Consider the following 22,269-nt stretch of genomic DNA (forward strand, 5'->3'; position numbering starts at 1 on the left):
CATCCATCACAACAATTAGCTTCACCTCTGCCGAGCTACGGAAAGCCTGCGGGAGCCACGCTGTGTCTGCTCCCTCAGCGCTGATGCACTCTCTTTCCCTTGAGGTCAAGCCCATGACACCGCTCTATACCAATCAAATGGCACACCGCCGAGGCCTGACGTTCTGGGGGCAATGGTTGTGTGCGATGACGCTGGCGATCGGGCTGTTGATGCTTCTCGTGTATTGGCGCGTCGGCAGTCTGACCAGCGGATACCGCATTCTGATAATCCTGACTGTGCTCGGTTCAGTGCCGATCTACAGCATGATGCAGGTTTACCACAAGCGTCATGGCCTGGTGGTCGGGCTCGGTCGGCTACTGGTTGCCTGGCTGATCCTGCTGGCGGTCCTGGCGGCCATTGCGTTCTTCACCCAGACCAGTGCGATTTACTCGCGCCAAGTCATTATGGTCTGGGCGGTTCTGGGCTTTGTCGTCCAGGCCGCGAGCTTTCTGCCCCTGCACTACTTCGCCCGGCTGCATTCGCGGATGATCTGCAGGGAACGTCGCTCGGTGATCATCGGCACGTGCCCGACCGCCCATGAACTTGCGAAAAAACTGACCCGACCGAACCGTGCCCTGGCATTGGGTTTCATCGCCGCAGCCGATGACAGCGGGCCGGCACCGAGCATTTTGCCGTTGCTGGGCCATGTCGATGAGATCCGCGAGATCATCACGCGACTGGAAGTACGCCGCGTCTACATCGTCCTGACGATGGCGCACGCGGCCACCATCGAAGCGCTGTACATCGATCTGCTGGACATGAACGTTGACGTGGTGTGGATCCCGGATTTCGGCAGCATGGTGCTGCTCAATCATTCGATTTCCGAAATAGAACGAATGCCGGCCATCTATCTCAACGAGAGCCTGATCAGCTCGCATCCCGCCAGTCTTTTTTGCAAGGACCTGTTCGAACGCAGCCTGGCGGCCATCGCCATTATTGTCCTCAGCCCGTTGCTGTTAGGCGTAGCGATTGCCGTCAAGATGACCTCCGCCGGCCCGGTGCTGTTCACGCAAAACCGACATGGCTGCAACGGCGAAGTGATCACGGTCTGGAAGTTTCGTTCGATGCGCCTCCACGACGACCGTGACGTACGCCAGGCCACCCGTGACGATGATCGTGTCACGCCGCTCGGACGCTTCCTGCGTCGCAGTTCCATCGACGAATTGCCACAGTTGTTCAACGTATTGTTCGGCCAGATGGCCCTGGTCGGCCCCCGGCCCCATGCCGTTACACACAACATTTATTACACCGGCAAAGTGCGCGCCTACATGGCCCGTCACCGCCTCAAACCAGGAATTACCGGGTTGGCCCAGATCACCGGGCATCGAGGCGAAACCGAAACGGTGGAAAAGATGCAGCTGCGCGTCGCCCAGGACCTCAATTACATCAACCAATGGTCGCTGTGGCTGGACATCAAAATCCTCATCAAAACCCCCTTCACGCTGTTCTCCAAAAACATCTATTGACGCCCTGCCCAATCGTGGACCTGTGCCACGACGACCCGAGGTTAGATCATGAATGTGAGCGTATTCGGTATTGGTTATGTGGGCCTGGTACAAGGCGCCGCGCTGGCGGAAGTCGGCCACGACGTCCTCTGCGTGGATGTCGACACTGCCAAGGTCCAGGCGCTGAAGGATGGCACGCTGCCCCTGTACGAGCCGGGTCTGAAAAATCTGGTCCGCGAGAATTATCACAGTGGTCGACTGCAGTTCGCCACTGACCTTGTCAGCGCCGTCCACCATGGGGATGTGTTGTTGATCGCTGTGGGTACGCCGCCTGATGAAGATGGTTCGGCAGACCTCAAATACGTGCTGGACGTTGCGCAAACCATCGCGATGCACATGGACCGTCATCACATCATCGTCGACAAATCCACCGTCCCGGTCGGCACCGGTGACCGGGTGCGCGCACAGATCGAGCAGGTGCTGGCCGACAACGGTCGCAGCCATCTGACCTTCGATGTCGTCTCAAACCCCGAGTTTCTCAAGGAAGGCTGCGCGGTCGAGGACTGCATGCGTCCGGACCGGATCATCATCGGCACCGACAGCCCGCACGCCGAAGCGGTCATGCGCGAGCTGTACGACCCGTTCAATCGCAATCGCGAAAAAATCATCGTCATGGACATGCGCAGCGCCGAGCTCACCAAGTACGCGGCCAATTGCATGCTGGCGACCAAGATCAGTTTCATGAACGAAATGGCGTGCCTCGCCGAAAAACTCGGCGCCGATATCGAGATGGTTCGACACGGCATCGGCTCCGATCCGCGCATCGGATATCAATTCATTTACCCGGGCCTGGGCTATGGCGGGTCGTGTTTTCCCAAGGACGTGCAGGCACTGATCCAGGTGGCCACCAGCGTCGACATAGACGCCCGGGTACTCAAAGCCGTCGAGTCGCGCAACCACGAACAGAAAGCCAGCCTGTACACCCGGATTTTCGATCACTTCGATGGAGCCCTTCGCGGCAAGACCTTCGCCTTGTGGGGCCTGAGTTTCAAACCCAACACCGACGACATGCGCGAAGCCCCCAGCCGGGTTTTGATGGAAGCGTTGTGGCACGCCGGCGCCAGCGTCCAGGCGTATGACCCCAAAGCCATGGAAGAAGCCCAACGCATTTATGGCTCGCGCGATGACCTGGTACTGGCGGGCACCAAGGAGGCGGCGCTGAAAAATGCCGACGCGCTGATCATCGTCACCGAGTGGCAATCGTTTCGGGCACCGGACTTCGACCTGCTCATCCGGCAGCTCAAGCAACCGTTGATTTTCGACGGGCGCAATTTGTTCGATCCGCAGCGGTTGAGCAAGCGCGGCATTACGTACGTCTCCGTGGGCCGCCAAACCCACCCGGTCTACTGACAGGAGCTGCCCATGATCAGTCTGCAAATAGTCCGGCATTACTCACCGACGTTGCTCGACGAAAACCAGGCGTACTCCTTCATCAACTTTGCGTCCATCGGCAATTTTTTCGAGCAGACGCCGAGCACCGTCGCCTATTTTTGCGACGGCATGCTGATGTCGCTGTTCATGTCCCGAGTGACCGGCTGTGCGATCGACCGAGTCAGTTTCGACTTCACCTCTATTGCCGACGCGGTACTCGGCAGCGCTGAGCAACAGCGCAAACGCGTGTATTTCGTTGGCGCCCGGCAGGCTGAGCTGGAGCTGTTCATCGACAAGATCAAGACCCTCTATCCGCGGCTGACCATCGCCGGTTATCACAACGGCTACTTCGATGCATCCCATGCCGAAGACATTCAGGCCGACATCCGCCGCAGCGAAGCGAACATCCTGATCGTAGGCCTTGGTGCCGGGCTACAGGAACGGTTCGAACTGGATGCGTTGCGTGCAGGCTTTCGTGGAGTCGCCTTTACCTGTGGCGGATTCATTCACCAGGAAGCCATGGCTACCCACAATTACTACCCCCCGGTGATCAATCAACTGCATCTGCGCGCGTTTTACCGGATGTATCGCGAGCCCCATACGATCAAACGCTACCTCCTCGATTATCCGAGCAATTTTTTACACCTGCTGAAGCTACTCGTTCAGCGCAAAGTCGCCATCAGCGTGGGGGAATGACCATGCACATCCTGTTCATTCTCAAGGATTTCAGAGTGGGAGGCGGTATCGAGCGCGTCCAGCAACGGTTGTCCGAGCAGTTTCTCAAGGACGGCCAACGCGTGAGCTTTTTCGTCATGAATGGTGACACGGCGAACACCGCGGGTGTGCAAACGCTCAACGGCGCTGGCGGCGGCATCGTGGGCTTGCTCAAGTCCATCGTGCTGTTGCGCCGACTCATTCGCCGTGAGGGCATAACCCACCTGATTTCGGCCAAGGAGCAGGCCAACCTTTGCACCTGGTTCGCCACGCTGGGCCTTCCTTGCAAGGTCATCTATAGCCGCCACGCGACACTGGATTGCTCCGAACAGAAAACCGGCCCCTCAAGCTTGCGTCTGCTCTATGCGCTGTACCTCTGCGGCAGCGGCAAGGTCGTAACGGTTTCAACGGCCCTGCGCCAGTCGCTTGTCGACCTGATGCCCTGGGGTCGTCAACGCATCCGTTATTGCCCCAACGCCGTGGTCACCGACCAACTGCTGCAAGCCTCAAAGGCGCCGCTGCCCGACGGCATACCCCGCGACTATTGGTTGGGGTTGGGCCGCCTGGTCGAGCCCAAAGGGTTTCATCTGTTGCTCGATGCCTACGCTCTGGCGCTGCGTAGCAAAGCACTGCCGGACCTGGTGATCGCCGGCGACGGTCCCTTGCTCGATGCATTGACCGCCCAGGCCGGGCAATTGGGCATCGCGGACCGCGTGCACTTCAGCGGATATATGAGCAATCCCTATCCGCTGCTCAGGCACGCACGGCTGTTCATTCTGAGCTCTCTGCAGGAAGGCATGCCGACCGTACTGATCGAAGCGCTGGCGCTGGGTACGCCCGTACTGGCGTGCGACTGCGAGAGCGGGCCGAGGGAATTGCTGGACAACGGCCGGCTGGGTCAACTGGTCAACGTCAACGACGTACAAGCCCTGGCAAATGGAATGCTGCGCAGCCTGACTTCACCGGATTGCGTTGCGCCGAGCGCAAAAATGCTCGCCGATGCCATCCATCCGTACACCAGCCAGTGCGCTGCGAAAACGTACTACCAGGTATGGAACCAATGAAAAAGTTGCTGATAATCCTGCATGACCTCAGCGCAGGCGGGGCCGAGAAAATGATGGCGCGCCTCGCCAGCGCACTGGTGGACGCCGGCAATGACGTGACCTTGTTGATGCTCACCGGTGGCGGCCTGCATGCGGCGCACCTCGACCCGCGGGTCAAACAGGTTGAATTGCGCAGCCCGCGTACCGCGCGTGCCGTACCGGCACTCGCGCGATTTCTGCGTACGAATCGCTTCGACGCGCAATTGGCCGCCCTGACTCACGTCAACGTAGTGGCCATCGTCGCCGCATTGCTGTCGGGAACACTGACACGGTTGCATGTCAGCGAGCGCAATGCGTTTTCCCATGACAAGCATGTCAATCCCGACTTCATGGTCCGTCTGGCGTATCTGGTGGCGCCGCTGCTGTATCGGCTGATTCCCAATCCGGTGATCTGCGTCTCGCGAGGTGTCGCCCAGGATCTGGTCGACACCACCATTGCACGTGGCCGGGACGTGACCATTGCCGACAACCCGGTCCTTGATGACGACTTTCGCAACAAAGCGCCGCAGCGGCCCGGTCACCGCTGGCTCCTGGAAAAGTCCGGACAGGTGATTGTCGCCGTGGGGCGCCTGGCGGCGCAAAAAGGCTTCGACACCTTGATCAGCGCCTTCGCCTTGTTGCCGGACACCAACACGCGCCTGATCATTTTTGGCGAAGGCGCGCTGAGGGTCCCGTTGCAAGACCTGGCCCGAACCCTGGGCGTGGCGGATCGAGTCGATCTGCCGGGCTATGCCAGCGACCCTGTGGCTGAAGTGGCAGCAGCCGACTGCTTTGTGCTGTCGTCGCGCTTCGAGGGCAGTCCCAATGCGCTGGTCGAAGCCTTGTCCACCGGCACTCCTGTGGTGTCGACTCGCTGCCCCCATGGCCCGCAAGACATTCTCCTCGGAGGCATCGTCGCGCCACTGGTGGCCGTCGACGACCCGGCCGCCCTGGCCCAAGCGATTGCTCTGCAACTCTCGACACCACGAGATTTGCAGCGGCTGTCCCGCATCGATGCCGCAGCGCGCTTCATGAATGGCCGCGCAGTCGAAACCTACCTTGCGGCGTTGCTCCGGAGACCATCGCCATGAGTACGCTGGAGATCAGATATAGCACCCTGCGCGACGCCTTCACTCTGTTCGGCGTGCTGTTCTACATCCAGGTCATCACGTTTGTCCTGAGTCTGGGCAGCGCATCCAGTTTCGGTGACATCAACAAAGACCTCGAAGGCAACGTCGCCAACCAGATCTGCGGCCTCATCACACTGTTGGTGCCCCTGTTCTTCTTCATCCGCAACAAAGTGTTCCTGAGCAAAACCTTTTACCGCAGCAACTTCTTTCTACTCGTGTTCATAGTCTGTGTCGTTGCATCGATCGGTTGGTCCAACGATCCGATGCTGAGTCTCAAGCGGTTTATCGCACTGCTCAGCGTGATGTTTTTTGCCGGCTTCATCGCCTATAACTACCCGCTTGAAAAAATCACCTACATGCTCGGCTGTGCCATCGGCGTGGCGGCGATGATCGGATTGATACTCGCCGTGGTCATGCCTGACGTCGCGTTCTTGTCCGGTGGCATTCGTGACGGGGCATTCAAGGGGGTTTTTGCAGAAAAGAACGCTGGGGCCCGGCTCAACGCAATTGCCATCCTGTTGTTGATACCGACTATCCGCCAACGCAATCGCTGGGCCCTCTTCTGCTCGTTTTTTTCGCTGATCGCCATCCTGCTCGCGCAATCGGCAACCGGCGTGGCATTGATCGTTTCCGGTACGCTGAGCTACTGGTATTTCCTCACCTTGATCCGGCTCCGGATCAACCGCTCGCAGTGGCTGTTTTTCGGTTGCACGCTGGCGTTCCTGCTGGTTTGCCTGTTGCTGTACAACCATCTTTCGTGGCTGCTGGAGATGGCCGGTCGTGATCCGTCGCTCACTGACCGAACATTGATCTGGGAGCTGCTCGCGCCATTTATCGACGATCAATGGCTCAAGGGCTACGGCTTTGGTGCCTTCTGGGCCAGCCCCGACGCTGATGCTTTCATCCGTCGCTGGGGCTATATAGGCAATGCCCACAGCGGTTACGTGGAAACCCTGCTCAATGGCGGCGCTATCCAGCTGGCTGCGCTGATCCTGCTGCTGGCCGAAGCGCTGCTCAAACAATACCGCGCCGTAACGGCCAACCAGGCCGCACAGTTTCGCGCCAGCGCCCTGGTGATCATCGGCTTGTTCATCGTCACCAATTATGTGGCGTACGTGATTCCCAATTACCGCTCCGCCGAGTTTTTGGTGTTTTGCACCCTGGCCCTGTCCTTTCGGCATCACCACGCGACATACCCCGAGTCATCACCGACAACCCTGCGCCAGCGTCAGGCTGGCCGAGAATTCCAGCGCGATTCAGCCAAGGCGTAACAAAAAGGAGAACCACCCGTGCCAAACCAAGCCACCCCCTTAGCGCATTCCGTGTGTGTCGTGATCCCGATGTACAACGGCGCCGGCAGCATTGAGCAAACCTTGTCGTCCCTGGCCGAGCAAACCCGACTGCCCGACCACGTCATCGTCGTCGACGACGGGTCCACCGATGACGGACCACAACGGGTCCGAGACTTCGTGGCGCCGTTTCGCCTCACGCTGTTGCAGCAAGCCAACGAAGGCCAGGCCAGCGCCCGTAACCACGGCATGCGGCACTCCCAAGAGACTTTTGTTGCAATGCTCGATGCCGATGATCAATTTCGTCCGCAAAAGCTGGAACTGCAGCTGGCTCTGTATGAAGAACTCAGTCAACAGGGCCGCCCCGTGGGATTGATCGACTGCTACACCCAGGTCAATTACAGCGATGGCAGGCGGCAACTGGACAACATTCTCAAGAACGGCAGGCATTTCTACGACTTCATCCACGCCAACGTCGTCAACGGCGTATCCACCGCGCTGGTCAAGCGCGACGTGATCATGCAACTGGGCGGCTTCGATGCCAGCCTGCGTTATTCCGAAGACCGCTTCATGTGGACGCGTATCGCAGAACACTGGGAGATCCACACGGTGCCCCAGGTGCTGCTGGAACGCACGGTCAACAGCGGCAACATGACCGCGCAACCGAAAAAGTATTACCAGAACAAGATCCGCTTCATCGAGGTGTACCTCGCCCGCTACGGCGCGCAGTTAAGTAAGCAGCAACGGATCGATTTCGTGCTGGGCAACCACTCAGACTTTCTCAATGCGTTTTCCCGACGCGACGAGCATGCCGAGGTAATCGACGTGTACCGGCGAATGCTTGAGTGCTCCTGGCAAACCCTGATCTTCAACAACGGCAAATCGACCTTGCGCTACCTCTATGCCCGCGCCCGGACATTGCGAAAGGCAACGGCATCAACCACCGCTCATTGAACCGGTATTCGCCATGGCCAATCATCGACTGGTTACATTGACCTGGATCTTCACCGAGAAATTCGGCCTGATCTTCCTGTCTATGATTACCTTTGTTGTCTATGCCAGGCTGCTGTCGCCCGCCGAGCTGGGTGTGGGCACGGTCATCATTGCCATCGTCGAGTTGATCGGCCTGGTTTATTCATCGGTACTGGAAGACCCACTGGTACGACTCGAACGGCTGGAAGACAAACACATCAGCACGGCGTTCTGGGCATCGGTACTGGTCAGCCTGGCGTCCATCGTCGTCGTCTCGGTCGCGGTGGTGCTGTACACCTCCGACTCGGTGTTGCGATGGATGACGGCGGTGGCCTCGGTGAAGATTCTTTTCACCATGATGGCCCGTGTCTATGTGGCGCAAATGCGCCGCAGCGGCGACTTCAGGACGCTGGCCTCGCGCACATTACTGGGCAAGGTGCTGGGTGGCGTTGGCGGCATCGCTGTTGCGCTTTGGGGGTTGGGGGCCTGGGCGGTCGTTGCCCAGGCCGTGATCATGGAACTGGTGTCCATCATCGTATTGATGCGCGCAGATCCGCGACGCATTGCCTTTTACATTGACGGGCCGTTCCTGCGCGAACTATTGAAAGCCGGCGCACCGGTTGCAATCAACGCCCTGAGTTCCCAGACACTGCAGCGTGGGGTCAACGTGGTGCTCGGGATGGCAGCCGGCGCGAACGCGGTCGGCATGTTCAACATGGCAATGCGCATCATCGAACTGCCGCGCACTGCGATCTATAACGGTCTACTGAGCTACGCGCTGCCGGCGTTCGCGCGGCGCAGCGCAGAGCCGCTGCGACTTCTCGGGATCATTGGCGATTCAACTGCCATCAGCAGCTTTCTGTTGACGCCCCTGTTCATTGGCATCGCACTCACGGCCAACGACCTCATTCTGTTGATTTTCGGCGCCAAGTGGGTCGAAGCCATTCCCCTGCTGCAAGTGCTGGCCTGCACGGCGGCCATTGGCAACACCGCCATGTACGCCACCACCGCACTGGTGGCGGTCAACCGTAGCCACCTCACGATCAAGGCTGAAGTGGCGACCACGGTGCTGGCGCTGGCACTGGTTTACTTCTTCGGCAGCGTTTATGGCGGCATGGCCGCGGCCATCGCTCTGCTGGTGAGGATGCTGATCATCACACCGTTGCAAATCCGCGGACTGAACGCGGCCATCGGTTACGGCTGGCACCGGTTTTTCGACTCCAACTACCGCAGTGTGATTGCCTCGCTGGTCATGGCAGCAGTCGTTTTGTATGTGTCACCGCAGCTGGGTTTCCAAGGCAACCTGCACCTGATCTGCAACATCGTGGTGGGTGCGCTGAGCTATGCCGTGGCGTACAGCGTCATGCATCCGCGTTGGCCGCAAGAATTCAAATCGGTTTTCACCGCCCGCTGAGTTCAGTCCCCGAGACAGGAAGACTTCACCATGCGCAAAACTACGTTGATTACTGGCGGGGCCGGCTACATCGGCTCCCACACTGCTTTGGCGCTCATCAATGCCGGACACAATGTGCTGGTGCTCGACAACCTGTGTAACAGCTGTCGGGAGTGCATCGCGCGCCTTGAGCAACTGACTTTGTCCCGGGTCGACTTCATCAATGGCGACATCCGTGATTCGACCCTGCTGGACGACATTTTCAGGCGGTACGACATCGATGCAGTGGTGCATTTTGCCAGCCTCAAATCCGTCGAAGAAAGCATGCGCAAACCCCTGGAATACTACGCCAACAATGTCGCCGGCACGCTTGACCTGTGCCAGGCCATGGCGCGCAACAATATCTTCAAACTGGTGTTCAGCTCATCGGCAACGGTTTACGGCGAACCCACACGAACACCGATTGCCGAAGATTTCGGCACCGGCAAACCGGTCAATGCCTATGGTCGCACCAAGCTCATGATCGAAGAGTTGCTCACCGATCTGTGCCACTCCGATCCCCGCTGGAGCATCGGGTTATTACGCTACTTCAACCCGATTGGCGCTCACGAAAGCGGGATGATCGGCGAAGATCCCCGAGGCCGACCCAACAATCTGTTGCCGTGCCTGACGCAGGTCGCCATTGGCCGGATGCCCGAGCTTACGGTGTACGGCAACGACTATCCCACCGTGGACGGGACTTGCGTGCGCGACTACATCCATGTGGTCGACCTCGCCATCGGCCACCTCAAGGCGCTTCACGTGTTGCAGCACAACAGCGGCATCAATTTCTGGAACCTCGGTACCGGCATTGGCTACAGCGTGCTGCAAATCATCCATAGTTTCGAGGACATCACCGGCATCACCATTCCCTACCGCTTCGCACCGCGACGCGAAGGTGACATTGCCCAATGCTGGGCCGACCCCGGCAAGGCCGGAAGGGAGCTGGGCTGGACCGCGCAACGCGATCTTCATCAGATGATCGTCGATACCTGGCGATGGCAGTCATGTAATCCGCAGGGGTATCAATCTTCATTCGAGATTCAAGCGCTGATGGCAGTCAAATGATGTTCAAAGCGTCTTGGCTGGTACTGCTGCTGGCGGTTGCGATGGTTTGCAACGCACAATCGGGTGTACCTGCTACGGGGCTCGTGTTGTGGCTGGATGCGGCTGATGCGTCAACAATGACCCTGAATGCACAGAACTTTGTCCAGCAATGGAAAGATAAATCCGGCAAGTCCAATCACGCCACAGTCGACGATGGCGCGTCGCAGCCACAGCGAATGGCAAACGCCCTGAACGGTCATCCGGTGATGCGTTTCAGTGGTGTGTCGGGATTTCTGGGTAAAACCATCCGCAGCGCCAAAGGCCCTGTAACGGTATTGATCGTATCCCGTCGATTGTCGGAACAAGCCGAGGTTGATCCCTGGCAGCGCCTGTTCAGTTCACGCCCGCAATCCGCCCACAACGATAACGTGTTGCCGAATTTCGCCATCAGCCTGCAGCAGACCACCGCGTATGCGGCGACCGTTTCCGTCCTGGAGCTTTACGATGTGCCGATTGGTCCGTATGGAGTCGGGCGCAATGCCATCGGCAATTCCGAAAACTTTCGCGGCGACATCGCGGAAGTGTTGGTATACGACCGTGCGTTTGGCTCCCTCGCAGAACGCCAGCAAGCATTTCAGTACCTGGCGAATAAATGGGCCGTTGCCATTCCCAAGCAAGCCGATACCTGGACTCGCGTCGGGCCACTGGGCACATTGCCGAACCGGACTAACGCCAAGCTGCCACTGTCCGATCAAGTCAATGACGGACAGTGGATTCTCAACACCAAACTGTCCGACGACTTCAATGGCACCACCCTCGACCGCGAACGCTGGCACGTCAACAACGCCATAGGGAACGAGTCGCTGGGACGCAAACCGGCGCTGTTCACGCCAAACAATGCATCCGTCAACAATGGCAATCTGAACATTGTCTTTCGCAAGGAAACCTTGCCGCAGAAATACGTCAAGCTGGGCTTCAAGGACTACACCTCAGCCATGGTCCGAACCAATGAACGTGGGCTCTACGGATACTATGAAGCCCGCGCCAAACCCATGAACTCCGCAGGCTCCAGCGCATTCTGGCTGGCGTGGACGGGCATGGAGGACAACGCCACCGAAATCGACATCTTCGAGATCGGCGGCAAAACCAAAAACGCAGCTCTCGACCGCTCGTACAACATGAATGCCCACCTGTGGGCGACGCCGCAAAGCACCGAGCACATCGCCGATGGCAGCATTTGGATCAGTCCATGGCGCCTGGCGGATGACTTCCATATCTACGGCTTCGACTGGCAACGCGACACCCTGCGTTGGTACGTCGATGGTGTTCTGGTCAGGGAATCAAAGAACGTGCATTTCTTTTTTCCGATGCAGGTGATCTTTGATAGCGAAGCCATGTGGAAATGGTTCGGCGTGGTCGACGATGCCGACCTGCCCTCCACCTTCGAAGTGGACTATTTCTACATGTGGCAACGTCGCCAATAGTCAAGATTCAGCCCGCCTCTTTTGCAGCCTGATCTGCATGCCACCTTTAGTTAAGCCCATGAGGCGTGACGTCTGTTACAGCGTTCCCTGGCAAGATTTCAATCGATAGGGAGGTCGGTTTTCAACCAGGGCTAACAAGTCTGGAGCGCATAATCATGATCAAACGACGGCTGAGAGAACTGGATTTGCTGCGCTTCCTTGCTGCTATCGCCGTAGTGTTTTTTCACTATGCGTTTCGCGGATATGCAAAGGGCGACATGTCGACAATGCCCTACCCGCTTTTGGCTGAACCCGCTAAATACGGTTATCTAGGCGTCGAACTGTTTTTCATGATCAGTGGGTTTGTCATTCTGATGACCGCGTCGGGCAACAGTCTCAGAGTATTTTTCATATCCCGCGTCGTTCGCCTTTGCCCTGCCTTCTGGGTGTGCTGCACAATCACGTACCTGGTGACCCTTGCCATCGGACAGCCAAGATATACGGCAACTCTTTATCAATACCTTATTAACATGACTTTCCTTAGCAACTTGACGGACGTTCCGGCGATAGACGGCGTTTATTGGTCGCTCTTTGTAGAAATTCAATTCTACTTGATGATTTCCATTCTATTGGGCTTCAGGAAAATAGAAAAAATAGAAACTTATCTCGTGTTCTGGCTAATCATTTCAGCCACAGCAGAAACACTCGGTTTCGAACAATTACGCTCGATCTTGATTACCGATTACGCCGCCTATTTCATCGCGGGAGCCACGTTCTACATCATATGGGCCAAGGGCATCACAAAAACACGAACCTTTCTATTGCTGGGTGCATTGGCATTAGCCTGCTACACCGCAGTTGTATGGGCCGAACTGCTCGAAACAAAATACTCGACCGATTACAACCCACTGATCGTATGCAGCATGATTGTTCTGTTTTTCATGACGTTCTCACTGATCGCAACGAATAAAACGGGAGCCATAGGCACCGTGAACTGGACTGCATTAGGAGCGCTAACCTATCCACTGTATCTGTTGCATCAAATGATCGGATTCATGATTTTCAACGTTGCCTACCCGGCTGTGAACCCGCACATATTGCTCTGGGGCACCATCGCCTTGATGGTAGGTGCGTCTTATATGATCCACAAAAAAATAGAAGCTCCTATGGCCAGCTTCCTTAAAAAATTCCTTTCATTATCCTTCGCCCGCGTACGAAGCTGATTGGCTGTGACACCCCGGTGTTCGCTGTAAACAGTGGCTTACAGCGTTGAACAGGAAATAACGAATCCGCGAAAAATCCCCCACCTCGTCGATCCCTCCACGGCGTTCTGCCGATATCTTTCTTTCCCCCGACCGCTGCTACGCTGACCTCTCAATCGCTGTGCAAACCGAGACCTCTTCCCCTGCACGCTTGTCGTGTGAATCTTCTCTTCAAGCCCTATGTCGACGAGCGGTATCGGACTGTCTGTTCCGGCATCACGCAAGTTTCAGGCTGCCTACTATCATTTCAGGGGGACCATTTCACATTGACTCTGAGGACGTAAGTCATGATATCGATGCTTGAGTTACGCCATAGCATTGAGTGCGGCTTTCTCCCGTTATCCTGTATCTGTACGGCAAATTCGGATGGTTCGTTGAAGATCGAAGTGTTCGATCCATCGTCCGGTCAGGTTGAGTTGTTGGTCACTGGTGTGACGACAGATAAGCTGACGTCAAGCCGGGCCATAGCCGATCTCATTGGTGAGTTACGAAGTGAGATGGCCGTCAGACGTGCGCATTTTGCCTAGGAAAGTCAAGGCGCAGAGGACAATGAGTGCGTCGTGTTTGACCGCTGAAAAAAGGTGGTTATCTTGCCTTTTGCAGCCGCAAATGATCGATTTTTCAAATGCAACTTCTTTGATCATCCCTGCCGATCGTACGGTCTGAATATTTGTGAATTGAAACCTGCGCCCATTTCAGGATTTGGGTGCTCTGCTAAATGACAGGGATGATTTAAAGGTAGAAACCATCATGTCTAACTATTCAGCCGACCAGATTATTGCCTGCCGCCGCGTAGCAATGGAGCAAAACAAAAAGCTGTTCGAGGAGGCAAATGCCATCAATCGGTCAGCACTCGACCTCCTGGACCGCAGTGACTTCGATAATGAAATGTTTCTTGTTTATTTGCTGCTGCGAGAAAAGGCAAAAAACCAATTCAGAGAAGCGCTGGAACATATCGCTTTACTGAACGAGCATTTCCCCTCACCGGAGCTGCAAAGTACACGCAGTCGGGAGCACTCGAAAGTCAGGGTGAAAGACGGAGTCTGTTCATGAGCTGCCGCATACGCCTGGATTATCTGCTGGATACATTTCTTGGCCCCATCGCAAAAAGCGTGGAGTGCGAGGTAGTGATCATCCCGATTACGCCTGGTGCCTTCCAAGTGCAGGTGCAAGCACCCTTCCCGGAGGATCTGCATAAAGCACACACGGTGACGGTTACCCAGCCGTCAAAAGAGCTCTTGACCGGGACTCTTGTCCACGCTCGCAAATTGGCCAATGGTGATCTGGAATTGCAGATTGATGTATGAAGCCCATTGACGCTTTTGCATTCAGATAATGTCTTGTGGGTGTCGAACTGCTGACCCAGACAGGTCAGCAGTTCGAGCAGACGCATTATCGTTCGCCACGCGTCCCTCCGTGGCTATGCTGCCCACCGATACGAGCCTTCTCGGCTTTGTCGGTGGCCACGTTAGTCTTGGATTCGCCTTTGCGCCCGGCCTCTTTGACCTTTTGAGGGTCGTCGGAAAATCCGTGATGGGTTTCCTGTCGCTTGGTCATGGCTAATCTCCTTTACGTACCGCTTGTAGTTGGTTCGAGCTTGACCTTAATCCAGCCAGTCTCGTGTTTATCGAACGATCTGAAAGCAGAGATCGCATCGGTTAACGGTTCGGTCTGGGTGAGAATTTTTGAAGGGTCGACGCGACCTGCGAGGGTCATTTCGATAAGCCTTGGAATGTATTTACGGTGATGGCAGTTGCCCATATTTATTCGGACGTTCTTGTTCATTGCAGCGCCAATCGGGAAGCTGTCGAATCCCGCCGGGTACACCCCAATAATGGAAATCGTCCCTGCCTTCGCCACGGCCTCGACGGCCCATTGCAGGGCCTGGGCTGGTTCATCCCCTGGCTGCCACTGCGCTTGCTCGTGAGTTTCGCCATGATGCGCATGATTGGCATCAATACCGACGGCGTCTATCGCCCGATCAACACCAATGTCGCCCGTCAGTCGAGCGATCGTTTTTACCGGGTCTTCGGTTTCGAAGTTGATGCACTCGGCACCCAGCTCTTTTGCGCGGGCCAGTCTGTCCTCCAGACCATCAATGGCAAACACCCTGGCAGCGCCCATCAATTTGGCACTGACAATGGCGAAAAGACCCACCGGGCCGCAACCAAACACTGCGACAGTGTCGCCATCCTTGATCTCAGCCATTTCCGCGCCAAACCAGGCTGTCGGAAAAATATCTGACATGGCGATTGCCTGGTCATCAGTGATTTCTTCCGGAAGTTTTATCAGACCGATGTTGGCGAACGGGATGCGCGCTTTTTCTGCCTGCAGTCCATTGAACGGGCCAGTGGTTTTAGGCCCGCCAAAGAAAGCCGTGCCCGCTGTTTTGCCATTGGGGTTGGCCACGTCACACTGCGAAAAATATCCGGCGCGACAATAGGAGCAATTCCCACAAGCGATGGTGGAAGGAATCAGTACCCGATCGCCGACCTTCAGATTGCGCACGTCGTCGCCAATGGCCTCAATGATACCAACACCCTCATGACCGAGAATTGTGCCGGGCTGCATGTCTGGGGCGCTGCCACGGATGAAGTGCAGATCCGTCCCGCAGATAGCCGAGGCAGTCAGTTTGACGATGGCATCAGTGGGCGACTGAATGGTTGGATCGGGGACATCATCCAATCTGATGTCGCCCACACCATGAAACACGACAGCTTTCATTTTCTCACCTCGGCATCTTTGTGAAGTACGTAGATGGTTGAGAAAATGGCGCTGCCAAGGTTTCATTAAAAACAGAGGAAGGCTGACAAACGGCGGATGATCTGGTCATGGCATGGCGTGAAACCGCCTCGTTGGAATGGACGGAGGTATCGCCATGAACGGCAAATTCCAAGTGAGTTGTTCATGTATCGCGGTATAAGGCTCGAAGAAGGGCACACCTCAGGGCGCGAGTTGAATGTAGATGGCCCAGCCACCAAGAACTACCCAGAAGGCCGCGAACATCCAGGGTGTTCGTACCGAGAAAAGCAAAGCCTTGCGATAGCCTTTATGTGTAGATTCACGTTCGCAGAACAGGGGCGACTCATCGTAGGCCATGCCCATGATGGGCTCGCTGCGCAGAAGCTCGCTCTGTTTGAAATACCAGTGGTCGATGATGTCGTACGCCGCACGTATACCAGGCCATGCGTTCAACGAGCTCAGCACGCCCAGCAGCGCCAGAAATGGTGGTACCACCAGCGTGAACAGCTTGCCCCACTCCGGGTTCAGGTTGGCCATGCAGGAAGCAAAGGCTATGACCAGGAAGGATTGAGCCGCCAGATAAGCATCCGTCCGGTTTGCCAGGATGCTGGTTTCGTACTGGATTTCCCGTCGATAAAAATCGAGGCGCTCTTTAGGCGATCCAAACAGTTTGGCGTTGTGTTCAGTCAGCTCGGCGTCACTTGGCTGCGAAGTTAATATTCTTGGCAAAACGATAAAGTCCTGAAATATGAGGGGCAGCAGCCTGAAAAAACACGGCAGCCAACAACCCGCCGCCGTGCTGGTGGTCCAGAAGATCACGCAATCTTTCTGCGATTATTTCTCCAGCGTTGCCGCTTGATTGCCGCCCTGCTCCGCGATCTTCGTCAGCTTTTCGTCTGCACCCTTTTCTTCCGCCAGCGTAGCGGCCAGAAGCGTCACGGCGTCATCCAGTTTGAGGTGCTTGGCCATTGCGATCAGCGTGCCGTAGCTGGCGATTTCGTAATGCTCAACCTTCTGCGCCGCGCCAATCAGACCGGCGTCCAGTACGGCGCCCTTCTCTATTTCTTCGAGTAACTCTTTCGACTCCTCGACCAAACCTTCCATGGCCACGCACTTCATTCTTTTGAGTTTGATACCGGTCAACTCCACCAACTGATCAATGCGTTCAATTTGCCCTTGGGTTTCCTCCAGATGGGAGGTAAAGGCATCAGCGAGCAACGGGTTGGTCGCGGCTCTGGCCATACGAGGCAATGCTCGGGTGATCTGTTTTTCGGCGCTGTACATGTCCGACAGCTCGTGGATAAACAGGTCTTCAACAGTTTTTCTCGCCATTTGAAATACTCCTCTCCACTGAGTACGCGTCACCGTAGCGGAACGCATCATTTGCATATCCACACTTGTGGCCTGCATGAAGAAATGACCGATGGCCATCGGAACGTGTTCAAATTTTTTGCGACAGTGGTACCTGCGTGTTCATCCCAACGCCGTATCGAGAAACATCATTACCCCAAAGCCCAGCATGAGGCCGAGCGTCGCCGGCGTTTCGTGACCGTTACGATGGGTCTCCGGGATGACTTCGTGCGAAACCACGAAGATCATCGCGCCTGCCGCGAGGCCGAGCGCAATGGGATAACCCAAGGCAAAACTGCTTGAAATACCCAAACCGATAATGGCTCCTAACGGCTCCATCAATCCTGAGCCGACTGCAATCAGTGCTGCACGGTGCGTCGAGATGCCGGTCACTCTCAAAGCCAGGGCAATCGCCAGCCCTTCAGGAATGTCCTGGATGGCAATCGCGGTCGTCAATGGCAGTCCTACCTTCATGTCACCGGTCGCAAAACTGACGCCAATTGCCATGCCTTCCGGCAGGTTGTGCAGCGTGATGGCAAGTACAAACAGCCAAATGCGATTGATGCGTCGAACCTCGGGGCCGCGCTTTCCGCTTTCCACGTGTTCATGCGGCACGAAGCGATCCAGGCCAATCATCAACGCCACACCCAGCGCCAGGCCGAGCACAACAATGCTTGCCGCCAGCAACTGGTTGTTCGATATCCGCTGGGCCGCTTCGATTCCTGGAAGAATGAGCGAGAACGAACTGGCGGCGAGCATCATGCCAGCGGCGAAGCCCAACATAATGTCTTGAGTGCGGGAGGCAATGTCGCGCAGGATGATCGCGGCGATTGCCCCCAATGCCGTGGCAGCGAACCCTGCCAGACCGCCCAAAAAAGCCAGATGCAAAAAATCTCTTCTGGCACCCACGAAAGCGCCGTAGCCGCTGATGATCAGCAGAACGACGACGCCTGCGAGCACGCACCAAAAGAACCAGCCCATCCATCCCGACTGAGAAATCTGGACAAACCAGGATCTTTCCGGTGACCGAAGCGGTGCGGACGGTTCGGACATACGTCCCTCCTAACTATTAGCCATACGGATTACAGATCTGTTGAGGTTAGTGCGTAACTCTCGGGAGACACGCGTGGCCTCACGTTCAAAAGACAATGCCGTCGCAAGAAATAGATTTGGCGAAACCACTTCGAATCGCTCGGTTCTGAAATAGCTGGTCATGAAGTTCACCTCGACAAGCTGAGTAAAGGAGCGCCGCGTACCACAGCGGTACGCGGTGAGTCTTCAAGCTCCAGGTTCGATCTGTACGCCCGCGCCAAGATCGGCACCGGTCACCGGGTTGCTGTCCGGATCGGACATTGTTCTGGCTTTCATATCCATCAGCAGCGCATCGTCTTCAGCACTTAATTTCACGCTGGCCATGCCATCCCCGCCATCGACTGCCGGCGTGGGTTCTTCCACGAATTCCCAATCGTCTCCCTGGTTCCAAGGACCACGCGTGCTGCCTTCCCCTTGAGACATGTTGAAGTACACATTGGTGAATTCGGGCATACCCGGTAGCTTGCCCTGCGGGAAATTTGGCTGGATGGCATGCAGCGCTTTTTCGAACGACAGTTGGTGGGCGATCTCGCGCGTCATCAGGAACCCAAGCGCTTCCTTCACACCTGGATCGTCGGTGACATTCATCAGCCGTTCGTAGACGATTTTTGCCCGCGCTTCAGCGGCAATATTTGAGCGCATGTCAGCTGTGGGCTCGCCAATGGTATCGACATAAGCTGCCGACCACGGAACGCCTGCCGAGTTGGTCAGAGGGGCGCCGGCGCCGTACAACAGGCTAGTGATGTGAGAGTCGTTACCCGCACCGTTGATGGCGCGATAAAGCTCCCCTTCTTCTTCGACACCTTCGGCCATTTGGCCTTTGGCGCCCTTGTTCAACATGACGATGATTGAGCCGACGATCTCCAGGTGGCTGAGCTCCTCCGTCGCGATATCCATCAACAGATCCTTTCTGCCAGGATCGTCTTCCGCCAGTGCTTGGGTGAAGTAACGCGAGGCGGCTGCCAGCTCGCCTTGTGCGCCTCCAAACTGTTCAAGTAAAAGATTGGCCAATCCAGGATTGGGCTGGGCAACACGCACGGTGTATTGAAGCCTTTTGTTATGTAGGAACATGACAATCTCCTCAGGTGAAGGGGCTCGACCAAACCGATGTCGAGCCCACATGTTTGAGAAGCGATTGCCCTGCAGTTAATTTCAAAAACCTTCGACGCTGACGACAGACGGATAAAATCAACCTTTGCTGTTCTCCGGTGACGTTGCGAGGCCCGGCAACACCCCAGACGATCACCACGTTAATTCGCGCAGGCATCAGCTCGGTCAGATGGCGGCTGCGGGTTGTTCCAGAGGAAGCCAAACCCAAGCGCATCAACATCGATAGCTCGGGAAAGTCTGATCTGAAACAGCTCAATTAACAGCCCAACGAGGCGCTCTTCGGAGCGCCTTTTTTGTACGACCAAGCTGTAACCGAATTATCGGTTTCTTCACGCATCCGGTCAGGATCCAGTCCGGTGCGGTCATCATCAAGCGGACGCTCACCTACCAATCGTCGACAGCGGACAGGCAACCCCAAGCCGATTGAACCTAGCTGAAACCCAAGCCTCGGATATTGAAACGCCTCTGGTGAGCCTATGAAAATCGAGGACACGTTGTTACGCCAGCGTAAGGTGCTTGCCAAGTTTGGCGAGCTGGCCTTGGCATCAGATGACCTTGAACAAATCCTCGACGAGGCATGTCGATTAGTCGGGGATGCCCTCGAAACCAATCTGGCCAAATTCATGCAGCTCGAAGAAGACGGCGTCACTTTCTTCGTGAGAAATGGCGTGGGCTGGGCGCCAGACGTGGTAGGAAAGGTTCGTGTGCAAGCATGCGAAGGAAGTCCGGAAATCTTCTCACTCAACACCAATGCACCCGTCATTTCGACAGACATCGCAGCAGAAACACGCTTTCGCTATCACGATTTTCAAAAGAACAATGGAGTGAAAGCCTTCGTCAACGTACTTGTACATGGCGCCAACGGGGAACGTCCTTTCGGAATATTTGAGGTGGACAGTCGACGCCCTCGTCAATTTACCGACAGCGATATCGACTTCCTCCGGGGATATAGCAACCTGCTTGGTGCCGCTTTGAAGCGCTTCAAGAATTTCGACGTTATGCGCGAAACAGAAAAACGCCTTCGTGAAAGCGAAAGGCATTACCGCATTGCAGCTGAGCTAAATCCACTCTGGCCCTGGACTGCCGACAAGGGCGGTAACCTTATTTCTATCGATCCGCGTTGGTACGAATACACCGGTCTATCGCTCGAGCAGACATTAGAGCGTCAGTGGGCCAATGCTGCCTATGAGGCGGATCAAGTGTCGATTGCTGCTCTTTGGGATCAATCTCTGGCCACGCTGCAGCCATTCGATCTGCAAGTGCGATTACGAAAACACACTGGCGATTATCGTTGGTTCAGAATCCTTGCGCTGTGCAGCCTCGACGTCGCGGGGAATTGCGAACAATGGTATGGCACCATCGAGGACATAGACGACAGGGTGCAGCTGGAGAGTGCTCTGCGTGACTGGAACGTTCTGCTCGAAGTTCGGATAGCAGAACGCACCCAACAGCTCGAAGATGAACAGCGTGAACGCGCTGTAACGGAATCCAAGTTAAGACAAAGCCAAAAAATGGAGGCGGTCGGCCAACTCACGGGCGGAATCGCTCATGACTTTAATAATTTGCTGGCGGGCATCATTGGCAGCCTGGAGCTGATGCAGCGACGCATCGATGCGGGGCGTTACAACGACCTGACGAGATATAACTCCATCGCCATGACCTCCGCATCGCGAGCGGCTGCATTGACACAACGACTATTAACGTTCTCCCGGCAGCAATCGCTGACTCCTGAACTGCTCGATCCCCGGAAGGTGCTTGCGGGTCTTGAAGAGATGATTCGGCGCTCGGTTGGGCCAAGCATCACTGTCGAGTGCTCATTCAGAACAACCGATCGAATCAGATGCGACCTTAACCAATTGGAAAATGCCTTGCTCAATCTTGTGATCAATGCACGAGATGCAATGCCAGGTGGTGGGAGGCTCGACCTTCAGGTAGATCGATGCGTTATCGTTGAGACCCTCGCCGAAAACGCGCTGCCACCTGGTTCTTATGTGAGCATCTCTGTAACAGACTCAGGCACTGGAATTTCTCCGCAAGACCTGTCTCGCATATTCGACCCTTTTTTCACTACCAAGAAAATTGGCGAAGGAACCGGTCTGGGCCTTTCAATGATTTATGGTTTCACTCAGCAATCTGGTGGCCAAGTCAGAGTACACAGCAGTCTTGGTGTCGGCACCACTGTGACTCTATATTTTCCGGTAGACGATTCTCCGCCGGAAGATAAGGAGGTAGACCTGGCTGATAATCAGAAGCTTGAGTCATCGGGGAAGAACGAAACCATATTACTGGTGGACGACGAAGCGGCTATCCGGCAAATGGCGTCGGAGCTTTTGTCCGAAATCGGCTATCGAGTGATTGAAGCGGTAGATAGCGTTTCCGCAATCAGCGAGGCGCAGAAGCTGGAGCACCTGGATTTATTGCTGAGCGATGTTGGTTTACCAGGATTGATGAATGGGGTCAGCCTGGCGGCCGAACTCAAGGGAAAATTTCCACAGCTCAAGGTGCTTTTCATTACCGGCTTTGCTGGAGGTTCACGACTGGTTTCTGTCGATAGCACAACCCGAATACTAACCAAACCCTTTAGTCTGAATGAGCTCACTTCGCGAGTGCATTCGTTGCTGAACACTCCCTGAATTTGAGCACGCCTGACGATGGATGCTCGTAGTCAA

At 56.0% G+C, this 22,269-nt stretch carries 22 protein-coding genes; 15 read left to right on the forward strand and 7 right to left on the reverse strand.

Going from position 1 to position 22,269, the window contains the following annotated elements; all coding sequences use genetic code 11:
- Positions 1–113: 113 nt before the first annotated feature.
- The 14 genes from V6Z53_RS18960 to V6Z53_RS19025 all read left to right on the forward strand — a co-directional run bounded on the left by V6Z53_RS18960 (position 114) and on the right by V6Z53_RS19025 (position 14,613).
- Positions 114–1,505: an undecaprenyl-phosphate glucose phosphotransferase gene (locus tag V6Z53_RS18960; protein WP_338581144.1), complete on the forward strand. Its 1,392-nt coding sequence runs from the start codon at positions 114–116 to the stop codon at positions 1,503–1,505.
- 48 nt (positions 1,506–1,553) lie between these two features.
- Entirely contained in the window at positions 1,554–2,894 is a 1,341-nt protein-coding gene (locus V6Z53_RS18965) for a UDP-glucose/GDP-mannose dehydrogenase family protein (RefSeq protein ID WP_338581145.1), read from the forward strand.
- Positions 2,895–2,906: 12 nt separating this feature from the next.
- Positions 2,907–3,611 carry a WecB/TagA/CpsF family glycosyltransferase gene (locus tag V6Z53_RS18970; RefSeq protein WP_338581146.1) on the forward strand — a complete coding sequence of 235 codons (705 nt, stop codon included), beginning with the start codon at positions 2,907–2,909 and terminating at the stop codon, positions 3,609–3,611.
- A 2-nt stretch (positions 3,612–3,613) separates the two neighbouring features.
- On the forward strand, positions 3,614–4,693 hold the full coding sequence (locus tag V6Z53_RS18975) for a glycosyltransferase (protein ID WP_338581148.1): 1,080 nt from the start codon (positions 3,614–3,616) through the stop codon (positions 4,691–4,693).
- Positions 4,690–5,802 carry a glycosyltransferase gene (locus V6Z53_RS18980; protein WP_338581149.1) on the forward strand — a complete coding sequence of 371 codons (1,113 nt, stop codon included), beginning with the start codon at positions 4,690–4,692 and terminating at the stop codon, positions 5,800–5,802. Before V6Z53_RS18975 ends, V6Z53_RS18980 begins: the two co-directional genes overlap by 4 nt.
- Positions 5,799–7,112 (forward strand): O-antigen ligase family protein, encoded by a 1,314-nt coding sequence (locus tag V6Z53_RS18985; protein ID WP_338581150.1) that lies wholly within the window; start codon positions 5,799–5,801, stop codon positions 7,110–7,112. The genes V6Z53_RS18980 and V6Z53_RS18985 overlap by 4 nt, the downstream gene beginning before the upstream one ends.
- An 18-nt stretch (positions 7,113–7,130) precedes the next feature.
- Positions 7,131–8,084, forward strand: coding sequence for a glycosyltransferase family A protein (locus V6Z53_RS18990; RefSeq protein ID WP_338581151.1), 954 nt, complete (start codon positions 7,131–7,133; stop codon positions 8,082–8,084).
- A 13-nt stretch (positions 8,085–8,097) separates the two neighbouring features.
- The gene (locus V6Z53_RS18995) at positions 8,098–9,516 is read left to right on the forward strand and encodes an oligosaccharide flippase family protein (protein WP_338581152.1); all 1,419 of its coding nucleotides are present in this window, start codon (positions 8,098–8,100) and stop codon (positions 9,514–9,516) included.
- A 30-nt stretch (positions 9,517–9,546) separates the two neighbouring features.
- On the forward strand, positions 9,547–10,602 hold the full coding sequence (gene galE / locus V6Z53_RS19000) for a UDP-glucose 4-epimerase GalE (protein ID WP_338581153.1): 1,056 nt from the start codon (positions 9,547–9,549) through the stop codon (positions 10,600–10,602).
- Positions 10,602–12,065, forward strand: coding sequence for a family 16 glycosylhydrolase (locus tag V6Z53_RS19005; protein WP_338581154.1), 1,464 nt, complete (start codon positions 10,602–10,604; stop codon positions 12,063–12,065). Before galE ends, V6Z53_RS19005 begins: the two co-directional genes overlap by 1 nt.
- Positions 12,066–12,220: 155 nt before the next feature.
- Positions 12,221–13,267: an acyltransferase gene (locus V6Z53_RS19010; protein WP_338581155.1), complete on the forward strand. Its 1,047-nt coding sequence runs from the start codon at positions 12,221–12,223 to the stop codon at positions 13,265–13,267.
- 326 nt (positions 13,268–13,593) lie between these two features.
- A complete protein-coding gene (locus V6Z53_RS19015; RefSeq protein ID WP_338581156.1) occupies positions 13,594–13,833 on the forward strand; it encodes a DUF1652 domain-containing protein in 240 nt (79 codons plus the stop codon).
- Between the two features lie 223 nt (positions 13,834–14,056).
- Positions 14,057–14,359 (forward strand): hypothetical protein, encoded by a 303-nt coding sequence (locus V6Z53_RS19020; protein WP_338581157.1) that lies wholly within the window; start codon positions 14,057–14,059, stop codon positions 14,357–14,359.
- Positions 14,356–14,613 carry a hypothetical protein gene (locus tag V6Z53_RS19025; RefSeq protein WP_338581158.1) on the forward strand — a complete coding sequence of 86 codons (258 nt, stop codon included), beginning with the start codon at positions 14,356–14,358 and terminating at the stop codon, positions 14,611–14,613. Before V6Z53_RS19020 ends, V6Z53_RS19025 begins: the two co-directional genes overlap by 4 nt.
- Before the next feature lie 85 nt (positions 14,614–14,698).
- Here the strand turns inward: V6Z53_RS19025 and V6Z53_RS19030 are convergent, their stop codons facing one another.
- From V6Z53_RS19030 to V6Z53_RS19060, 7 genes are all read right to left on the reverse strand, one after another.
- Positions 14,699–14,863 carry a KGG domain-containing protein gene (locus V6Z53_RS19030; protein ID WP_338581159.1) on the reverse strand — a complete coding sequence of 55 codons (165 nt, stop codon included), beginning with the start codon at positions 14,861–14,863 and terminating at the stop codon, positions 14,699–14,701.
- 12 nt (positions 14,864–14,875) lie between these two features.
- Positions 14,876–16,030, reverse strand: a complete 1,155-nt coding sequence (locus V6Z53_RS19035; RefSeq protein WP_338581160.1) for a zinc-dependent alcohol dehydrogenase — start codon at positions 16,028–16,030, stop codon at positions 14,876–14,878.
- A gap of 219 nt (positions 16,031–16,249) precedes the next feature.
- Positions 16,250–16,777 (reverse strand): hypothetical protein, encoded by a 528-nt coding sequence (locus tag V6Z53_RS19040; protein WP_338586521.1) that lies wholly within the window; start codon positions 16,775–16,777, stop codon positions 16,250–16,252.
- A 105-nt stretch (positions 16,778–16,882) separates the two neighbouring features.
- A complete protein-coding gene (locus tag V6Z53_RS19045; protein ID WP_338586522.1) occupies positions 16,883–17,380 on the reverse strand; it encodes a ferritin-like domain-containing protein in 498 nt (165 codons plus the stop codon).
- 141 nt (positions 17,381–17,521) lie between these two features.
- Positions 17,522–18,451 carry a ZIP family metal transporter gene (locus V6Z53_RS19050; RefSeq protein WP_338581161.1) on the reverse strand — a complete coding sequence of 310 codons (930 nt, stop codon included), beginning with the start codon at positions 18,449–18,451 and terminating at the stop codon, positions 17,522–17,524.
- Positions 18,452–18,676: 225 nt separating this feature from the next.
- A complete protein-coding gene (locus V6Z53_RS19055) occupies positions 18,677–19,561 on the reverse strand; it encodes a manganese catalase family protein (RefSeq protein ID WP_338581162.1) in 885 nt (294 codons plus the stop codon).
- Between the two features lie 10 nt (positions 19,562–19,571).
- Positions 19,572–19,820: a hypothetical protein gene (locus V6Z53_RS19060; protein WP_338581163.1), complete on the reverse strand. Its 249-nt coding sequence runs from the start codon at positions 19,818–19,820 to the stop codon at positions 19,572–19,574.
- Between the two features lie 256 nt (positions 19,821–20,076).
- Between V6Z53_RS19060 and V6Z53_RS19065 the strand changes: the two genes are divergently transcribed.
- A complete protein-coding gene (locus V6Z53_RS19065; RefSeq protein ID WP_338581164.1) occupies positions 20,077–22,233 on the forward strand; it encodes an ATP-binding protein in 2,157 nt (718 codons plus the stop codon).
- Positions 22,234–22,269: the final 36 nt, after the last annotated feature.

The organism is Pseudomonas sp. MAG733B, assembly GCF_036884845.1.
In the GTDB taxonomy this organism is placed as follows: Bacteria; Pseudomonadota; Gammaproteobacteria; order Pseudomonadales; family Pseudomonadaceae; genus Aquipseudomonas.